A 16,125-nucleotide genomic window follows, 5' to 3' on the forward strand; every position below is an offset into this window, starting at 1 on the left:
CAGGACCTCATTCCGGCCACGGCGAGTTCTCGATCACCTCGACGAAGTCGCCGCGCGCGAAACCCGGCACGAAGTGGGCCAGCACATCGGCCTTGACGTTGCCGAAGGTCGTCTCCGGGCGGTGCCGGATGCCGTCGGTGAACGCGGCGAGGATGCCGTTCTTGAAGTCCGGGCGCGGGTGCGCGCCGACGACTTCGGCGCGCTGCCGCTCGTCCACCTCGTGGTAGCCGAGACCGAGCACGTCCAGCTCCACCCCGCGGGTGACCAGCGCGATCTCCGGCGCCATGTGCAGCGGGATCTCCGGGGTCGTGTGCAGCGCGATCGCCGTCCACACCCGGTCCGCCCGCTCCCCGTCGACGCCGTGCTCCGCGAGGAAGCGGCGGGCCTCGTCGGCGCCGTCGATCTCGAAGCGCTGGTCGTCGCGGCGGAACCGCTCGGTGAGCCCGAGGTCGTGGAACATCGCGCCGACGTAGAGCAGTTCCGGGTCGAACCTCAGCCCGTCCCGCCGCCCGCGCAGCGCGCCCCACAGGAACACCCGCCGCGAGTGGTCGTAGACCAGCGGCGTGGCCACGTCCCGCACCAGCTCGGTGGCCGACCGGGCCAGCGCGCTGTCCGGAATCTCCACGCCCGCGATGTTCTCGCCCATCGGTGCCGCCTCTCGTCTCGGTGCCCGGCCGGTCCAGGTTCGCCCGGCGGCTACCGTGGCGCCATGTCCGCACAGACCGGAACACCACGGATCCGGACATGACCCACCGCGTCGCGTTCCTGGTGTTCGACGGGATGACCCTGCTCGACTTCAGCGGACCGGCCGAGGTGCTGCACCAGGCCGGGCTGCTCGGCCACCGGTACGAGCCGGTGCTGGTGTCGGCCCGCGGCGGCCCGGTCCGCACCGCGAGCGGCCCCGAGCTGGGCCCGACCACCGCGGCCGTCGACGCCGGACCGGTGGACACCGCGGTGATCACCGGCGGGGAACGGCTCGTCGCGGACCCGGCGGACGACGAACTGCTGGCGGCGGCGCGCGTCCTCACCGCGGACGCACCGCGGGTGGCGTCGGTGTGCACCGGTGCGTTCCTGCTGGCCGAGCTGGGACTGCTCGACGGGCGCCGGGCCACCACCCACTGGCGGGACGCGGACGTGCTGGCGCGGCGGCACCCCGCGGTGCGCGTCGAACCGGACGCCATCCACGTGCGCGACGGGCGCTACGTCACCTCCGCGGGCATCAGCGCGGGCATCGACCTGGCGCTGGCGCTGGTGGAGGACGACCACGGGGTGGAGATCGCCCGGCACATCGCGCGGGAGATGGTCGTGTTCCTGCACCGGCCGGGCGGCCAATCGCAGTACTCGACGGCGACCGCCCCGCCTCCGGCGCGGGCCGCGCAGCTGCGCGCGGTGCTCGACGCGGTGCTCGCCGACCCGGCGGGGGACCACCGCCCGGTGGTGATGGCGCGGGCCGCGGCGAGCAGCACCCGCCACCTGACCCGGTTGTTCCGCGCGGAGCTGGGGACGACGCCCGCGCGCTGGGTCGAACGGGTCCGGCTGGACCGGGCGCAGCGGCTGCTGCTGGACGGGCACACCGTCACCTCGGCGGCCCGGGGCAGCGGGCTGGGTTCGGACGAGGCGCTGCGCCGCGCGTTCACCCGGCACCTGGGCACCACGCCGACCGACTACCGCAGGCGCTTCGGGTCCACCCGCGGCTGATGGTCAGGGCAGCACGACGGTCATGACCAGTTCGCAGGTCTCCTCGCCCGCGCCGCGGTAGCCGTGCGGGACGTCGCCGCCGAAGGTCGCGGTGCTCCCGGCCGGGACCTCGTGCTCGGCGCCGTCGACGACCAGCACGAGCAGGCCGGACAGCACGGTGACGGTCTCCACTACCCCCGCCTGGTGCGGGTGGCTGGGGTAGTCCTCGCCGGGTTCCAGCCGCCAGCGCCAGATCTCGGTGGGCGCGGGGCCGGGCGCGGTGAGCACGAGCCGGGCCTCGCCGCCCCGCTCCCCGGTCCACAGCGGTTCGACGGAGGCGGCGTCCACCACGCGCACGCTGCTCGACGCGGCGCCCTGGACCAGGTCGGACACCGGGACGCCGAGGGTGTCGGCGAGGCGCACCAGGGTGCCCAGGTTCGGGTTCCCCTGCGCGCGTTCCAGGCTCACCAGCGCGCCCTTGCTGACCTGCGCGCGGCGGCCGAGCTCCTCCAGGGACAGGCCGGCGCGGGTGCGGGCGGCCCGGACGTTCTGCGCGACCGTGCGCAACGCGGCGTCCGGTTCGGGCATCTCATCACCTCGGTCGTTTGATTGAACTCACAGGTCGTTTCATTGACGTCAACCGGCCTGTTCGCTGTACGGTGCGGTCGTTCCGCTGAACCGTAAGGGATGTGCTGTGCTCGCTCTCCTGCTGGCCCTCGGCAGCTCGCTCGCCTACGGGTGCGCCGACTTCCTCGGCGGCTTCGGCGCCCGCGGCGCCCACGTGCTGCGCACCGTGCTGATCGCCGCGCCGGCCAGCCTCGCCGTCGAACTCGCGCTGTGGCCGCTGCTCGGCGCCACGTTCAGCCCCGGCGCGCTCGGCTGGGGCGCCGCCTCGGGCGTCGTGTCCGCCGCCGCGTTCGCCCTGCTGTACCGGACGCTGGCGATCGGACCGATGAACGTGCTCTCGCCGATCACCGCGCTGGTCTCCGCCGGACTGCCGGTCGCGGTGGGCCTGCTGCAGGGCGAACGCCTCGCGCTCGCGGGCGTCGCCGGTCTCGCGCTCGCGCTGGTCGCCGTGGTGCTGGTCAGCGCCGGGCCCGGCACGGCCCGCCCCTCCCGCGGAGCGCTGCTGCTCGCGTTCGGGGCGGGCACCGCGATCGCGCTGCAGCTCGTGTTCCTGCACCAGGCGCCCGCCGACAGCGGAGTGGCACCGCTGATCGTGGGCCGCACCGCCTCCTCGGTGATCACGCTGACCGCGGCCGGGCTGCTGCACCGCAGGCTCGGACCGCAGCGCCCCGCCTACGCCGTCTCCGCGGCCGCCGGCGCGCTCGACTCGGTGGCGAACCTGCTGTTCCTGCTCGCCGCGCGCAGCGGGAACCTCACCGTCGTCGCCGTGATCGTCGCGCTGTACCCGGCGAGCACGGTGCTGCTGGCCCGCGGCGTCCTCGCCGAACGCGTCCACCCCGGCCAGCTGCTCGGCCTGGGCACCGCGGCCGTCGCGGTCGGTCTCCTCGCCGCGACCTGACGCGGGCCGGCCGCGGCACGACCGGCCCGCCGACGGCTCAGCCCGCGGTGGTGCGCTCGATCCAGTCGCGGTGCGCGGTGAGGTCGGTGTAGATACCGGGTCCGCTGGCGCAGTTCGGGTCGGCGTCGCCGTCGCGGCTGGTCGCCCCGATCAGCTCCCACTGCCCCGGCCTGCCCTTCAGCTGCGGACCGCCGGAGTCGAGGATGCAGGCCTGCGCTCCCTCGGTGGGGCTGTCGGTGCACAGCTCGTTCGCCGGGTCGTAGTTCTCGCTGCACCGGTCGTCCGCGACGAGCTCGGTGTCCAGCTCCTGCAGCACGGTCGGCACGTCCGGGCATTCGTTGCCGTCCTCGCAGGTCATGCCCCAGCCGAGGATGCGGGTGGGGGTGCCCGCCGGACCGGCGTCGGCGGCCAGCCCGATCGGCTGCGCCCGCACCGGGTGGTCGAGCTTCAGCACGGCCACGTCGTCGTGGAACGGCTCGTAGGAGAAGTCGGGGTGCGCGATCACCTCGGTGACCTTCGCCGTCTCCCCCTTCGTGCGGTCGTGGTCGCCGATCTGCACCGAGAGCTGCTGCGGTTCGAGGTTCACCGTGCAGTGCCCGGCGGTGACGATCCAGTCGGGCTTGATCAGCGAGGCGCCGCAGTAGTGGTGCCCGTCCTTCTGCACGCTCACCATGAACGGGTAGTCCGCCGTGGCGTCGTGCCCGCCGATGATCGCCGAGGCCGCGGGGGTGAACGCCGCGGTCAGCGCGATCGCCCCCGCCGTGCCGAGCAGCGCCGCCTTGCCGGGCTTGACCATGTCTTCCTCCTGGGTGATCGGTTTCCGGTCACCTGCGAACCTAGGGATCGGCGGCGGCCGCGAGATCACCTCGGAGTCCACGACGAGGTCGTACTTTCGGGCAAGATCGCGCTGCCCGGAAGGTCTAGCCGCTCAGCGCACGCCGAACCCGGCGTCGACGGGCAGCGCGATGCCGGTGACGTAGCGGGCCTCGCCGGAGACGAGCCGGCACCAGCCGCACCGCGTGCGAGCGGCCCTGCCCGCGGGCCGCGCCGGTCACGACGGCGACCCGGCCGCGGAACTCGTCGGCACCCATCCGAGATCACTCCCGCACCGCTGCGCACCGGTTCCGGCGGTGATCCACGGGATCAGCGCCGGCGTGCCGAGGTTGGTACGGCGTGGCGCCGCTCATCGGGTGCACACCTTCGAGTGAAGGCAGCGGCATCGTCGATCACGCATCGCAGTGCGGATTCGCGGCCCCCGACGGGAAAAGAATGAAGCCCCAGGCCTGTGACCTGGGGCTTCATCCGGGAAGCTCCTCCGACTGGACTCGAACCAGTAACCCTTCGGTTAACAGCCGAATGCTCTGCCAATTGAGCTACGGAGGAATATTCGATTTCCATCAGCTCTCTTTCGCGCTGACGGGAACTACTCTAGCGCATCGTCCCGAGCCCGTTCACACCCCCCTCCGTTCAAGAACATCGCAGGTCGAGCACTCAGGGCCGGTGGGCGATGGCGAAGATCCGCCGGAACGGGAACCAGGTGGTGCCGTCGGGACGCGCGGGGTAGTCGGTGCGCAGCCGCTCGGCGAGCGCGGCGCGGAACCGCTGCCAGTCCGGTTCGGCCAGCGCGGCGCGCACCGGGCGCAGCGCCGTGCCGGTCACCCACTCCAGCACCGGGTCGGGGCCGCTGAGGCGGTGCGCGTAGCTGGTCTCCCAGGCGTCGACCTCGGCGCCGAGGTCGGCGAGCACGTCGGCGTACTCGGCGGGGGCGAGCACCGAATCGGTGCGCAGCAGCCCGTCGACGTCCAACCCCTGCTCGGCGAGCACCTCGCGGATGGCGCGGTAGGACGGGGACTCGAAGTTCCCGGGCACCTGGAAGGCGAACGAGGCGCCCGCGGGCAGCGCGGGCAGCCAGCCGCGCAGCAGCTCGACGTGCTCGGGCACCCATTGCAGCACCGCGTTGCACAGCACCACGTCGGTGTCCGACTCGGGCCGCCAGTCCCGCACGTCCTGGAGCCGGGCGTCGACGCCGTTGCCGCGCGCGGCCTCGACCATCTGCGGCGAGGAGTCGGTGGCCTCCACCGCGGCGCCGGGCCAGCGGTCGGTGAGCAGCCGGGTCAGGTTCCCGGCGCCGCAGCCGAGGTCGACGACGCGGCGGGCGGACCGCTGCGGCACGCGGGCCAGCAGATCGTGCGCGGGGCGATCGCGCTGTTCGCTGAACGACAGGTACTTCTGCGGATCCCACACACCGGAAACAGTACGACCGTACTGTGAAGCTGTCCAGGGTCGCGCACCGCGGAGGCGGCAGGGCTCAGCGCGACGTCCGGTGCAGCCGCTCCGCCACCTCGGCCGCCACCGGGGCCAGCGACCGCTCGTCGGTGCCCGGGTCGGCGCGCACCTGCAGCACCAGCCCGTTGCGGCCCGGCACCTTCCGCTGCACGAACCGCGCCCCGCCGCCGGGCAGCTCGCGGTGCTCGGTGCTGCGGATCGACTCGGTCACCCGGGTGTGCACGATCTCCGGCAGCGTCCCCGGTTCGGCGAGCCGCAGGCGCAGCGGGCGCAGGTCGCGCAGCAGCACCGCGTCCCCGGCCGCCCCGGACTCCACCGCCTCGACCACGATCAGCACGCCGTCCCGCCAGGTCGCCTTGCTCACCAGGTGCCAGCCCAGCAGCCGGCCCTCCGGCAACCACAACCCGAGGTGCGTGGCGACCAGCGGCCCGTCCACTGCGCGTGCCACCGCCAGCACCCGCTCGTCGTCCCGGAGCGCACCGGCGAAGTCGGCGGGCACCTCGGCGGTACCGGACAACCGGGCGGCGAACCGGCGCAGCCAGGTCATCACAACGCGCCCGAAGCCTGGTGCAGCAACGACTGCCGGTACTGCTCCAGCGCCAGCATGTCGCCGAACAGCGAGTTGTACTCGTCCGGGTTCTCCGTCGGAGAGGTGCGCTGCACCCGCGACTTGATGTCCGCGATCTGGCGACCCACCATGATCTCCTGCAGCCGGGCGATCACCCCCGCCACGTAGCGCGGGTCCTCCTCGGACTTCGTGTCCAGCGCCTCCACCGCCAGCAGCGTGAGCAGCCGCCGCGTCACCTCGTCCTGGCACTCGCGGCCCACCGCGTCCACCAGCCCCGCCCCGGACAGGCCGGACATGGTGCCGCCCGCGGCCACGATCGCCTGGTGCAGTTCGGCGTAGACCGGTTCGGTGAACGCCTCCTCCGGCAACGAGTCGTAGACCGGGCCGGACAGCGCGGGCACCTGCAACGCCAGCTTCAACGTCTCCCGCTGGCACCAGCGCGGATCGTCCCGGCGCGGGCGCGGCGGCAGCTCCACGTCCATGCCCAGCGAACCCTGGTCGGGATTGCGCTGCACGCGGCGGCGCTGCGGTTTCGCCGGTGCGCCCGCGGACTCGCGGACCCGGCGCACGATCTGGTTCTCGTCGTTCCAGCCGACCCAGCCGGACAGCTGCACCGCGTAGCCGTCGCGGCGCTCCACGTCCTTGATCTGCGCCACGAGCGGGACGGTGCGCTTGAGCGCCTCCACCCGGCCGTCCACCGAATCCAGGTCGTACTCGGTGAGCAGGCTGCGGATCGCGAACTCGAACAGCGGTTTGCGCCGCGCCACCAGGTCCCGCACCGCGGTGTCCCCGGAGGCCTGGCGCAGCTCGCACGGGTCCATGCCGTCCGGGGTGATCGCCACGTAGGTCTGGGTCGCGAACTGCTGCTCGCCGTCGAACGCCTTCAGCGCCGCCTTCTGCCCGGCCGCGTCCCCGTCGAAGGTGAAGATGACCTCGCCGCGGAACGCGTTGTCGTCCATCATCAGCCGCCGCAGCACCGAGATGTGGTCGTCGCCGAACGCCGTCCCGCAGGACGCGATCGCCGTCGGCACGCCCGCCAGGTGCATCGCCATCACGTCGGTGTAGCCCTCGACGACCACCGCCTGGTGCCGCTTCGCGATCTCCCGCTTGGCCAGGTCGATGCCGAACAGCACCTGCGACTTGTTGAAGATCGGGGTCGCCGAGGTGTTGACGTACTTCGCCTCGATCGGGTCGTCGTCGTGGATGCGGCGCGCGCCGAAACCGACCACGTCGCCGGCCAGGTCCTTCAACGGCCACAGCAGCCTGCGGTGGAACCGGTCCAGCGGGCCGCGCCTGCCCTCCTTCGACAGGCCGCACTTGTACAGCTCGTCGAGCTCGAAGCCCTTGCCCAGCAGGTGCTTGGTCAGCTTGTCCCAGCCGGACGGGGCGAAACCGCAGCCGAAGCGGATCGCGGCCTCGTCGAAACCGCGCTCGGCGAGGTACTCGCGGCCCGGCAGCGCCTCCGCCGAGCGCAGGTGCTCGGCGTAGAACTCGGCGGCGAGGCGGTGCGCCTCCACCATCCGCGCGCGGGTGCCGCGGTCCCGCTTCGGGCCCGGCGTCCCGCCCTCGTAGGTGAGCTGCAGCCCGGCCCGGTCGGCCAGCCGCTCCACGGATTCGACGAAACCCAGGTGCTCGGACTTCATGAGGAAGGCGATGACGTCGCCGCCCTCACCGCAGCCGAAGCAGTGGAAGGTGCCGTGGCTCGGGCGCACGTTGAACGACGGGGTCTTCTCGTCGTGGAACGGGCACAAGCCCTTCAGAGCACCGCCGCCGGCGTTGCGCAGCGCCACGTATTCGCCGACGACCTCGTCGATCCGGATGCGGTCACGTACCTCGGCGACATCGCTATCTCGGATCCTTCCAGCCACCCGGCCAGTCTAGGCGTCGCGCACGACACACCGACGGGTGTCCCCGCGGGGAGCACAATCGGCGCATGACCAACGCCGGTCCGGAACTCGCCGCCGAGTTCGACGCCCACCGAGCGCGGCTGGTCGCGCTCGCCTACCGGCTCACCGGCGGGCTCGCCGACGCCGAGGACGCGGTGCAGGAGGCCTGGCTGCGGCTGGCCCGCGAGCCCGGTGAGATCCGCGACCTCGGCGCCTGGCTGAGCACCGTCGTCGGCAGGCTCTGCCTGGACAAGGTGCGGTCCGCCGCGCACCGGCGGGAGCGGTACGTCGGGCCGTGGCTGCCCGAACCGGTGGTGAGCCCGCTGGGCGCGCCCGATCCGCAGGACGTGGTGGCGGGCCGTGAGGAACTGCGGATGGCCGCGCTGCGGTTGCTGCACGACCTGCCCGCCGAGCAGCGGTTCGCGTTCGTGCTGCACGACGGCTTCCAGGTGCCGTTCGGCGAGATCGCCGACCTGCTCGGCTGCCCGGCCGCCACCGCCCGCCAGTACGCGTCCCGGGCGCGCCGGTCCCTCGCCGACGGCACCCCGCCGCCCGCGCCGCTACCCCGCCAGCAGGAGGTCGTCGAGCGGTTCATGGCCGCGGTGACCAGCGGCGACGTGGCGGAGCTGACCCGGCTGCTGCACCCGCGCGCGGCGCTCTACGGCGACGGCGGCGGCGAGGCGGCCACCGCGCGGCGGCCCGTCGTGGGCGCGGACAAGATCTCCCGGTTCCTGCTGGGCCTGGTCGCCAAGTACGGCATCGCGTCGCTGGCCGGGTCGTTCCCGGTGCTGGTCAACGGTGATCTCGGCGTGTTCGTGCCGGGTGATCCGGCCGATCCGACCGGGCGCACCTCGGCGCGGCGGGTGCTGGTGTTCACCGTGGACGGCGACCGGATCGCGGAGCTGCACGACCTGGTGAGCCCGGCCAAGCTCGCGCACCTCGACCCGGCCGCGTTCGGTTCGTGACGAAAGCCGCGCCCGCTGGACGAGGACGCGCCCGCCGAACGGGGACGCGCCCGCCCGACGAGGGGCGCGGCCCGCGCGTCACGGCATCGGCACCCGGCAGGCCTCGCCGGAGGTGAAGCCCTGCGCGGTGAGGTCGAGCGCGTGGTTGAGCCGGGTGCGCTGGTTCTCCAGCGCGATCAGGTAGGTCAGCTCCAGCAGGCCGCGGTGGCCGAGCCTGCGGTCCAGCTCCGCGACCTGCGCGTCGGTCACCCGTACCGGCAGCTCGGTCATCGCGTCCGCGTACTCGATGACCAGCCCGTCCAGTTCGGAGAACCGCGGCGAGGTGCGGTACTCGTCGATCTCCCGCAGCCGCGCCACGTCCAATCCTTCGTTCCGCTGCAGCATCGTGCCGAAGTCCACGCACCACGAGCAGCCGATCCGGGTCGCGGTCCGGAACACGGCCAGCTCCCGCAGGCTCACGGGCAGCGCTCGGGCCGCGCGGTCCACCGCCAGTTCCGCGGTGCAGGACGCCAGCAGCAGTCCCCGGTGGTGCGCGAGGACCGCCATCGGGTCCGGCACCGCCCCGAAACGGCGGCGGGCGTAGCGGTAGGCGAGCTTCGTCAGCAGGCCGGCCCGCCGAGCGGGCAGGCGTTCGATCCGCGGCATGGTCACTCCCGGAGGTTCGCGGCCCGCCGGATGCGGGCGGCTCACCACCGGGACGGGGGACCGTCCCCGAACGTGACAGGTGGGCGGCCCGTCCGCGCCGGGCGAACGGACCGGTCCACCTCGGATCAGGACGGGTCGGTGACGCGAGCCAGGAAGTAGACGGCGCCGGATTCGCGGTGGCGCACCAGGAACAGGAACGGGCGGTCCACCCGCACCCGGATCGGGTCCGGCTCGCGGACGATCGCGGTCAGCCGCATCATCGCCGCGGTCGCCGCCGCGCCCTCCAGGCCGGATTCGTCCACGCGCAGCACCGCCTGGTGCACGATCGCGGAGATCTTCAGCGGCGCCTCGGTGAGCGCGCTGAAGTCCGCACCCGGGGTGAACGCGGTCCGCACCCCGAGCGCGCCGAGCGGTTCGGTGAGCTCCGCTTCCGCGGTGACGTCGAAGCGCGGCAGGAACAGCTCCACCCGCCGGTCGCGGCGCGCCGCCAGCAGCGCGTCCAGCTCCGCCGCGCCCAACGCCGGTTCCGCGGTGGTGAGGTCCTCGTCGGGCAGCAGCACCACGGCCTCCGCACCGCCCGCCGCGGGCAGCGTGATCGCCTGCCAGCCGCCCACCGCGGCGTGGCCGAGGCTGCGGGTGGTGGTCATCGTCGGCACCGACCGCTGCCCGCCGGGGGCGTGGAACGGCTGCTCGGCGGTCCGCTTCGCGTCGAAGGCCTCCCGCCAGGACACCTTCAGGTACAGCGCGTTGACCAGGGCGGCGACCGTGTCCGGGTCGACGGTGCCCGGGTCGAGCAGTTCCGGGATGAGATCGCGGGTCGTCTCCGCCACGTCGGCGTTGATCAGCCGCCGGGCGCCGTCCGGGTCCGCGCGGAACGGGGCGGTGCGCACGGCGCTGCCGGGCCACTGCTCCAGGGTGCGCAGGAACTCCTCGCGCACCGGCAGACCGTCGTGCGCCCACAGCGTGTTCGCCACCGCCAGCACCGGTGGCTCGGCGGAACCGGTCGCGGGCAGTTCCGCGGCCGGGCTCAGGGCCGCTCGCACGGCCGCCGGATCGGTGGCGCGCAGCGCGCTGAGGAGTTCGTCCCGGGTGTCGCCCGCCGCGGCCGCGGCGGCCAGGCCCAGCGCGCTGGCCACCGAGTACGGCGACCAGGTGAACGATCGGTCCGGGGCGGGGGCGAGCCGGTGGTGCAGGGCCAGGCTGAAGTCGAGGTGCTCGGTCACGGCCGGGTGGACTCCGTTCGGCGCGGCGGCGGTTCCGGGAAGATCTCCCCCGCCGAGTCTGCCACTCCGATCGCGGTCCGGGCCGTTCCTGGCGACTTTCAGCTGACCGATTCCTCGATGTCCGACAGGCCCATCAGGCGCAGTTCCTGCGCGATGTACTCGGCGGCGCGGCGGGCTTCGGGGTCGCGCCAGCGCAGGTCGTTCACCCAGTCCGCGAGGTTGTCGGTGTTCACGTACGGCTCGCCGTCGACGACGAGCTTCTGGATGTAGTGCCGGTTCGGCATCGAGGCTCTCCCTGCGGCGCGGGGACGGGTCGGGGTTCGCGCCACCTGCACAGCAGTCGGCGGGTGGGGGGGGGGGGGGTGGCGCCGCCCACTGACATCTGTGGGGGGTGGGTGGGGGGGGGCCCCCCCCCCCCCCGACACGCTGCGTGAACACTATGCCGGACAACCGGGGGTATCCACCCCCCGATCGGACCTATTTCACAGAGTCTTAGTACCCCTGAGTACATGGCGTGCATGCCAGGCCACCGCCTGCGCATCCGTCAGCGAAGCGACCTGGTCCAGCACCACCCGCAGCCGCTGCGCGTCGTCCGCCGCCGCCGACCACACCGGGGCCAACGCCGGGTCCAGCGACTCCGGAGCCCGCGCCGCCAGCGCCGCCACCAAGTCCGCCAGCAGCTCCCGCTGCCGCTCCTGCTCGCGCAACCGGCGCGGATCGCTGAGCACGAAGTGCACCGCCACCGCCTTGAGCACCGCCACCTCGGCCGCCACCTCGCGCGGCACCACCACGTCCGCCGCGTACCGGGTCAACGGCCCCGCGCCGAACGCCTCCACCGTGCCGGTCACCGCCGCCGAGGTGAACCGGCCGACCAGCTCGCTGGTCAACCGCTTCAACGCCACCTGCGCCGACAGGGTCCCGTCGTAGTCCGCCACCGCCGCCACCGCGGGCAGCACCGCCAGCCCGCCCGCCGCCGCGTCCAGCTCACCCGCGTCGCCGTCCGCCCAGAAGTGCTTCGCGGCCAGCCGCACGATCTCCGCACGCTCCTCCGGCCGGGACAGCTCGTGCAGCGAGATGCGGCCCGAGTGCACCCCGTCCTCCACGTCGTGCACCGAATAGGCCACGTCGTCGGCCCAGTCCATGACCTGCGCCTCCAGGCAGCGGCGCTCCCCCACCGCGCCTTGGCGCATCCAGCCGAACACCGCGAGATCGTCCGAGTAGGCGCCGAACTTCACCTGCCCCGGCCGCCGCGGCCACGGGTACTTCGTCGCCGCGTCCAGGCAGGCGCGGGTCAGGTTCAGGCCGCTGCCCTCGCCCGGCTCCCCCGGCAGCTTCGGCTCCAACCTGGTCAGGATCCGCAAGGTCTGGGCGTTGCCCTCGAACCCGCCGCACGCCTCGGCGAGCTCGTTCAACGCCTGCTCACCGTTGTGCCCGAACGGCGGATGGCCGATGTCGTGCGCCAGCCCCGCCGTGTCCACCAGGTCCGGGTCCGCGCCCAATGTGACCGCGATGCCGCGGCCGATCTGCGCGACCTCCAGCGAATGCGTCAACCGGGTGCGCGGCACGTCACCCTCTTCCGGGCCCATCACCTGCGTCTTGCCCGCAAGCCTGCGCAGCGCCGCCGAGTGCAGCACCCGCGCGCGGTCCCGGGCGAACGGGCTGCGCGCCTCCCGGTACGCACCGGGGAAGGCCGCCTTCGGCGCCTCGGGGGACGACCGGGCCAGGTCGTGCTCGTCGTAGCCGGGGCACAAGTCGCTCACCGCGCCAGCCTACGACCTCATCCCGCCCGGCCAGCGCGAACGCGGCGGCAACGGGCGGTGAACCGCGGATCAGCCCAACCGGTCGCTGAGGACCTCGGCCGGGGCGTGCGTCAGCCGGTAGTACAGCAGGCCGCCGGTCTCCCGGAAGATGTAGTGGAACTGCGTCGCCCGCGTCTGCACCATCGGCCCGGACCGGGTCGGCGACGCCCACGCGTCCAGCCCGAAATCACCGGCCATCGTGCGGGCGCGCATCGAGTGCCACGGGTCGCTGACGATCAACGCCGAGCTCCAGCCCCGCTCCCGCGCCAGGGTCGCGACCGCCTTCATGCTGCCGAGGGTGTCCGCCCCGGTCTCCACGTCGGTGATCTTGTTCTCGGGCACGCCCTGCTTGGCCAGCCAGAGCCTGCCCGTCTCCGCCTCCGTGTACTCGTCGCCGACCTGGCTGCCGCCGACGGTCACCACGTGCTCGGTCAGGCCCTCGTTGTAGAGCTCCAAGGCCTGCTCCAGCCGCGCGCGCAGCACCGGGGTGGGCTTGCCGTGGTACTGGGCGGCGCCCAGCACCACGATCATGTCCACCGGGCGGCGGTCGTCGCTGCGCGCCACCTGCCACACGCGGAAACCGGTACCGCCCAACAGCAGCAGCACCATCAGCACCGCACCGAGCGCGGTGCGGCGCAGCACCCTGCCGGTGCGGGAACCTCGGGGGGCGGTACCGGTCTCAGACATGGGCTCGTTCCAGTAGAGGCCGCTCAGCAGCCGATGAGGCGGACGGCGAGGTACTCCTCCAGCTTGTCCATCGCCACCCGTTCCTGGGACATGGTGTCGCGCTCGCGAACGGTCACCGCGTGGTCGGACAGCGAGTCGAAGTCCACCGTCACGCAGAACGGGGTGCCGATCTCGTCGTGCCTGCGGTAGCGGCGGCCGATCGCACCGGCGTCGTCGAACTCGATGTTCCAGTTCCGGCGCAGCTGCGCGGCCAGGTCCTTGGCCTTCGGGGACAGCTCGGCGTTGCGGGACAGCGGCAGCACCGCGGCCTTCACCGGCGCCAGCCTGCGGTCCAGCTTCAGCACGGTGCGCTTGTCCACGCCGCCCTTGGCATTCGGCGCCTCGTCCTCGTGGTAGGCGTCGACCAGGAAGGCCATCATCGGACGCCCCACGCCCGCCGCCGGCTCGATCACGTAGGGACGGTAGCGGGAGTTGCTGGCCTGGTCGAAGTACGACAGGTCCACGCCCGAGTGGTTCGAGTGCGTGGTGAGGTCGAAGTCGGTGCGGTTGGCGACGCCCTCCAGCTCACCCCACTCGCTGCCCGCGAAGCGGAAGCGGTACTCGATGTCGACGGTGCGCTTCGAGTAGTGCGACAGCTTGTCCTTCGGGTGCTCGTAGAGCCGCAGGTTGTCCCGGTCCACGCCGAGGTCCACGTACCAGTCGGTGCGCGCGTCGATCCAGTACTGGTGCCACTGCTCGTCCTCGCCCGGCTCGACGAAGAACTCCATCTCCATCTGCTCGAACTCGCGGGTGCGGAACACGAAGTTGCCGGGCGTGATCTCGTTGCGGAACGACTTGCCGATCTGGCCGATGCCGAACGGCGGCTTCTTGCGCGCGGTCGTCATCACGTTCGCGAAGTTCACGAAGATGCCCTGCGCGGTCTCGGGGCGCAGGTAGTGCATGCCCTCGTCGCTCTCGACCGGGCCGAGGAACGTCTTGAGCATCATGTTGAACTCGCGCGGCTCGGTGAACTGGCCGCGGTTGCCGCAGTTCGGGCAGGGGATCTGGGACAGGTCGCCCTCGGCGATCTCCTTGCCGGTGCGCTCGGCGAACTCCTCGACCAGGTGGTCGCCGCGGAACCGGTGGTGGCACGAGGTGCACTCGACCAGCGGGTCGTGGAAGGCACCGACGTGGCCGGAGGCGACCCACACGTCGCGCGGCAGGATCACCGAGGAGTCGAGGCCGACGACGTCGTCGCGGCCCTGCACCATGGACTTCCACCACTGGCGCTTGATGTTGTCCTTGAGCTCGACGCCGAGCGGCCCGTAGTCCCACGCCGACTTCGTACCGCCGTAGATCTCCCCGGACGGGAAGACGAAGCCACGGCGCTTGCACAGGTTGACGATCGTGTCGATCTGATCGGCGGGCACGGTCACTCCGGAATCTCAGGTCGAGGGGCTCGACGATTGCTTCGGGCCGAGGTCGACCGCGCGGGTCGGGGGCTCGGCGGGGGCTTCAGCTGCGATCGGGGCCCGGCGCTGCACCGGTCCCCGCCACCGCTTCCGGTCGGGGGCTCCGGGGCCTGCACCTCCCGGGGTCGGTGAGGTCCTCCCGGCATCGGAGTCCGGCTTCCGACGATCTCCGATGCTGCGCAGGCCGCACCTGCGCACGCGTCCCGTTCCTGGGGTTTCCCAGCGTACCGATGAGGTCGCCCGCACCGGCGGCCCCACCCGGATCGCGCCCCACCCGGTCACCCGTCCGGTGCGGCCGGTGGGTGCTGCGCTGGCATGATCGCGCCGGGTCCGGGCCGCTCCCGCGAGGTGCCTCCCCGTTTCGCCCGCCCCGTAGGATGGCGTGGTGGAGGGCACCGCCGCGTCCACGCGGCGCTCGGGCCCTCCGCAGCAGCACCGTCGACCGCGCGCCGGTTCGGCGGGCCCGCCAGGCACGCCGGAAAGGACACCATGCCCGCCGTCAGTCCCGATCCCCTCGCCGGATCGACCGGCTCCGATCCGGTCGAGGTCGCGCCGGTGGCCGGGACGGCGAGCGGCCACCCGGATCGCGCCGAAGAGCACGTGCACTCGCCGGAGCGCGCGGCGCCGGGCCCGGTTCCGGTCCACGACCAGCAGACCCTCGTCGAGGCGGGTGAGCTGCTGCGGGCGCTGGCCGCGCCGGTGCGCATCGCGATCGTGCTGCAGCTGCGCACGGCCGAGCGGTGCGTGCACGAGCTGGTGGAGGCGCTCGGCGTCACCCAGCCGTTGATCAGCCAGCACCTGCGGGTGCTGAAGTCCGCCGGCGTCGTGCACGGGGAGCGGCACGGGCGCGAGGTGGTGTACCGCCTCGTCGACGAGCACCTGGCGCACATCGTCGTGGACGCCGCCACGCACGCGGAGGAGATCTCCGGGACCCGTCCGCGCGGGCGGGGTGCACGGCCGGCACCCGAGAACGAGGAAACGGAGACAGCGTGACCACCGGTGAGCGCTCCGCGGCCGGCGTGCCGGGCCTGCGGGCTACCAAGCAACGGGCAGCGGTGTCCCGCCTGCTCAGCGAGGTCGACGACTTCCGGTCGGCGCAGGACCTGCACGAGCAGCTGCGCCGCCGTGGCGAGGGCATCGGCCTGACCACCGTCTACCGCACCCTGCAGACCCTCGCCGATGCGGGCGAGATCGACGTGCTGCGCACCGATTCGGGCGAGGCGATCTACCGGCGCTGCTCCGCCGAGCACCACCACCACCTGGTGTGCAGGCACTGCGGCCGGACCGTGGAGGTCGCGGACCCGCCGGTGGAGGCGTGGGCGGAGCGGATCGCGAGCGAGCACGGCTTCTCCAACGTGGGTCACACCGTGGAGATCATCGGCGTGTGCCCGGAGTGCGCCGCCGCCGAGTGAC

17 protein-coding genes and 1 tRNA gene are annotated in these 16,125 nt (G+C 73.0%); 5 read left to right on the top strand and 13 right to left on the bottom strand.

Annotated features, from left to right (window positions below; genetic code table 11):
• Positions 1-7 precede the first annotated feature (7 nt).
• The gene (locus AC29IT_RS14170) at positions 8-646 is read right to left on the bottom strand and encodes an HD domain-containing protein (protein ID WP_358442128.1); all 639 of its coding nucleotides are present in this window, start codon (positions 644-646) and stop codon (positions 8-10) included.
• 98 nt (positions 647-744) lie between these two features.
• On the opposite strand from AC29IT_RS14170, the gene AC29IT_RS14175 reads away from it, so the two are divergent.
• Positions 745-1,698 (top strand): GlxA family transcriptional regulator, encoded by a 954-nt coding sequence (locus AC29IT_RS14175; protein ID WP_488218978.1) that lies wholly within the window; start codon positions 745-747, stop codon positions 1,696-1,698.
• Positions 1,699-1,701: 3 nt separating this feature from the next.
• On the opposite strand, the gene AC29IT_RS14180 is transcribed toward AC29IT_RS14175, so the two are convergent.
• Complete coding sequence (locus AC29IT_RS14180; protein ID WP_358442122.1) at positions 1,702-2,265, bottom strand: helix-turn-helix domain-containing protein; 564 nt, start codon at positions 2,263-2,265, stop codon at positions 1,702-1,704.
• Positions 2,266-2,371: 106 nt separating this feature from the next.
• On the opposite strand from AC29IT_RS14180, the gene AC29IT_RS14185 reads away from it, so the two are divergent.
• On the top strand, positions 2,372-3,202 hold the full coding sequence (locus tag AC29IT_RS14185) for an EamA family transporter (RefSeq protein WP_488218979.1): 831 nt from the start codon (positions 2,372-2,374) through the stop codon (positions 3,200-3,202).
• 37 nt (positions 3,203-3,239) lie between these two features.
• On the opposite strand, the gene AC29IT_RS14190 is transcribed toward AC29IT_RS14185, so the two are convergent.
• The 5 genes from AC29IT_RS14190 to dnaG all read right to left on the bottom strand — a co-directional run bounded on the left by AC29IT_RS14190 (position 3,240) and on the right by dnaG (position 7,924).
• Positions 3,240-3,998 carry a S1 family peptidase gene (locus tag AC29IT_RS14190; protein WP_488218980.1) on the bottom strand — a complete coding sequence of 253 codons (759 nt, stop codon included), beginning with the start codon at positions 3,996-3,998 and terminating at the stop codon, positions 3,240-3,242.
• 514 nt (positions 3,999-4,512) lie between these two features.
• A tRNA-Asn gene (locus AC29IT_RS14195) sits at positions 4,513-4,585 on the bottom strand.
• A 108-nt stretch (positions 4,586-4,693) separates the two neighbouring features.
• Complete coding sequence (locus tag AC29IT_RS14200; RefSeq protein ID WP_358442113.1) at positions 4,694-5,446, bottom strand: trans-aconitate 2-methyltransferase; 753 nt, start codon at positions 5,444-5,446, stop codon at positions 4,694-4,696.
• A gap of 64 nt (positions 5,447-5,510) precedes the next feature.
• Positions 5,511-6,035 carry a hypothetical protein gene (locus tag AC29IT_RS14205; protein ID WP_488218981.1) on the bottom strand — a complete coding sequence of 175 codons (525 nt, stop codon included), beginning with the start codon at positions 6,033-6,035 and terminating at the stop codon, positions 5,511-5,513.
• Positions 6,035-7,924, bottom strand: coding sequence for a DNA primase (gene dnaG / locus AC29IT_RS14210; protein ID WP_488218982.1), 1,890 nt, complete (start codon positions 7,922-7,924; stop codon positions 6,035-6,037). Before dnaG ends, AC29IT_RS14205 begins: the two co-directional genes overlap by 1 nt.
• A 65-nt stretch (positions 7,925-7,989) precedes the next feature.
• On the opposite strand from dnaG, the gene sigJ reads away from it, so the two are divergent.
• Positions 7,990-8,907, top strand: a complete 918-nt coding sequence (sigJ, locus tag AC29IT_RS14215; RefSeq protein ID WP_358442105.1) for an RNA polymerase sigma factor SigJ — start codon at positions 7,990-7,992, stop codon at positions 8,905-8,907.
• Positions 8,908-8,985: 78 nt separating this feature from the next.
• Here sigJ and AC29IT_RS14220 read toward each other — a convergent pair whose 3' ends face one another.
• The 6 genes from AC29IT_RS14220 to AC29IT_RS14245 form a co-directional block, all read right to left on the bottom strand.
• The gene (locus tag AC29IT_RS14220) at positions 8,986-9,552 is read right to left on the bottom strand and encodes a carboxymuconolactone decarboxylase family protein (protein WP_488219134.1); all 567 of its coding nucleotides are present in this window, start codon (positions 9,550-9,552) and stop codon (positions 8,986-8,988) included.
• Positions 9,553-9,677: 125 nt separating this feature from the next.
• The gene (locus tag AC29IT_RS14225) at positions 9,678-10,775 is read right to left on the bottom strand and encodes a serpin family protein (protein WP_488218983.1); all 1,098 of its coding nucleotides are present in this window, start codon (positions 10,773-10,775) and stop codon (positions 9,678-9,680) included.
• A gap of 98 nt (positions 10,776-10,873) precedes the next feature.
• The gene (locus tag AC29IT_RS14230) at positions 10,874-11,059 is read right to left on the bottom strand and encodes a hypothetical protein (RefSeq protein ID WP_224959429.1); all 186 of its coding nucleotides are present in this window, start codon (positions 11,057-11,059) and stop codon (positions 10,874-10,876) included.
• Between the two features lie 198 nt (positions 11,060-11,257).
• The gene (locus AC29IT_RS14235) at positions 11,258-12,526 is read right to left on the bottom strand and encodes a deoxyguanosinetriphosphate triphosphohydrolase (RefSeq protein ID WP_488219135.1); all 1,269 of its coding nucleotides are present in this window, start codon (positions 12,524-12,526) and stop codon (positions 11,258-11,260) included.
• Positions 12,527-12,604: 78 nt separating this feature from the next.
• Complete coding sequence (locus AC29IT_RS14240; RefSeq protein ID WP_358442096.1) at positions 12,605-13,261, bottom strand: YdcF family protein; 657 nt, start codon at positions 13,259-13,261, stop codon at positions 12,605-12,607.
• A 23-nt stretch (positions 13,262-13,284) separates the two neighbouring features.
• Entirely contained in the window at positions 13,285-14,670 is a 1,386-nt protein-coding gene (locus AC29IT_RS14245) for a glycine--tRNA ligase (RefSeq protein WP_488218984.1), read from the bottom strand.
• A gap of 531 nt (positions 14,671-15,201) precedes the next feature.
• On the opposite strand from AC29IT_RS14245, the gene AC29IT_RS14250 reads away from it, so the two are divergent.
• Positions 15,202-15,705 carry an ArsR/SmtB family transcription factor gene (locus tag AC29IT_RS14250; RefSeq protein ID WP_358442090.1) on the top strand — a complete coding sequence of 168 codons (504 nt, stop codon included), beginning with the start codon at positions 15,202-15,204 and terminating at the stop codon, positions 15,703-15,705.
• Complete coding sequence (locus AC29IT_RS14255) at positions 15,702-16,124, top strand: Fur family transcriptional regulator (RefSeq protein WP_358442087.1); 423 nt, start codon at positions 15,702-15,704, stop codon at positions 16,122-16,124. Before AC29IT_RS14250 ends, AC29IT_RS14255 begins: the two co-directional genes overlap by 4 nt.
• Position 16,125: the final 1 nt, after the last annotated feature.

The organism is Saccharopolyspora sp. MMCC62 (assembly GCF_057736575.1).

Excerpts from the sequence above, each read along its gene's own strand:
- AC29IT_RS14250 (WP_358442090.1), top strand. The coding sequence starts at position 15,202 with ATGCCCGCCGTCAGTCCCGATCCCCTCGCCGGATCGACCGGCTCCGAT.
- AC29IT_RS14220 (WP_488219134.1), bottom strand. The coding sequence starts at position 9,552 with ATGCCGCGGATCGAACGCCTGCCCGCTCGGCGGGCCGGCCTGCTGACG.
- AC29IT_RS14190 (WP_488218980.1), bottom strand. The coding sequence starts at position 3,998 with ATGGTCAAGCCCGGCAAGGCGGCGCTGCTCGGCACGGCGGGGGCGATC.
- AC29IT_RS14240 (WP_358442096.1), bottom strand. The coding sequence starts at position 13,261 with ATGTCTGAGACCGGTACCGCCCCCCGAGGTTCCCGCACCGGCAGGGTG.
- AC29IT_RS14230 (WP_224959429.1), bottom strand. The coding sequence starts at position 11,059 with ATGCCGAACCGGCACTACATCCAGAAGCTCGTCGTCGACGGCGAGCCG.
- AC29IT_RS14170 (WP_358442128.1), bottom strand. The coding sequence starts at position 646 with ATGGGCGAGAACATCGCGGGCGTGGAGATTCCGGACAGCGCGCTGGCC.
- AC29IT_RS14205 (WP_488218981.1), bottom strand. The coding sequence starts at position 6,035 with ATGACCTGGCTGCGCCGGTTCGCCGCCCGGTTGTCCGGTACCGCCGAG.
- sigJ (WP_358442105.1), top strand. The coding sequence starts at position 7,990 with ATGACCAACGCCGGTCCGGAACTCGCCGCCGAGTTCGACGCCCACCGA.
- AC29IT_RS14180 (WP_358442122.1), bottom strand. The coding sequence starts at position 2,265 with ATGCCCGAACCGGACGCCGCGTTGCGCACGGTCGCGCAGAACGTCCGG.
- AC29IT_RS14175 (WP_488218978.1), top strand. The coding sequence starts at position 745 with ATGACCCACCGCGTCGCGTTCCTGGTGTTCGACGGGATGACCCTGCTC.